Annotated in this window: 1 protein-coding gene; it reads right to left on the reverse strand. The window is 41.3% G+C overall.

Annotated elements, in window-relative coordinates; translation table 11 throughout:
* The coding region (locus KI375_RS27090) for a transposase (protein WP_212976446.1) at positions 1–339 on the reverse strand (339 nt) is incomplete at both ends.

Consider the following 339-nt stretch of genomic DNA (forward strand, 5'->3'; position numbering starts at 1 on the left):
AATAGCTCAATCTGCCACCGATTCCGATAGAGATCACTGATTTCTTCCGCCTTGACTTTTGCATCATTGCAGATAATGGAAATCTTATTGCCTTCGCTATCTACTGTCTCGACTAATTGTAAAGGGGTCTTCATGGTGCCAATTTTCACAACGGCATGTCGTGTAATGGAAGAAGATGGATCGACCGGTAACTCTTCGACTACGCGTACAACGGTATTGCTTTTAATCCGTGTAACAAATCGAATTCCGTTCGAAGAATAAAGATCAAATTTTTCAAAGTTGAAATATCCTCGATCAAAGACATGGAGGGCCTTTTTATCTGGTGTCATGAGTGCGTCT

It is taken from the genome of Bacillus sp. J14TS2 (assembly GCF_018333015.1).
Lineage (GTDB): Bacteria > Bacillota > Bacilli > Bacillales > Bacillaceae_C > Lederbergia.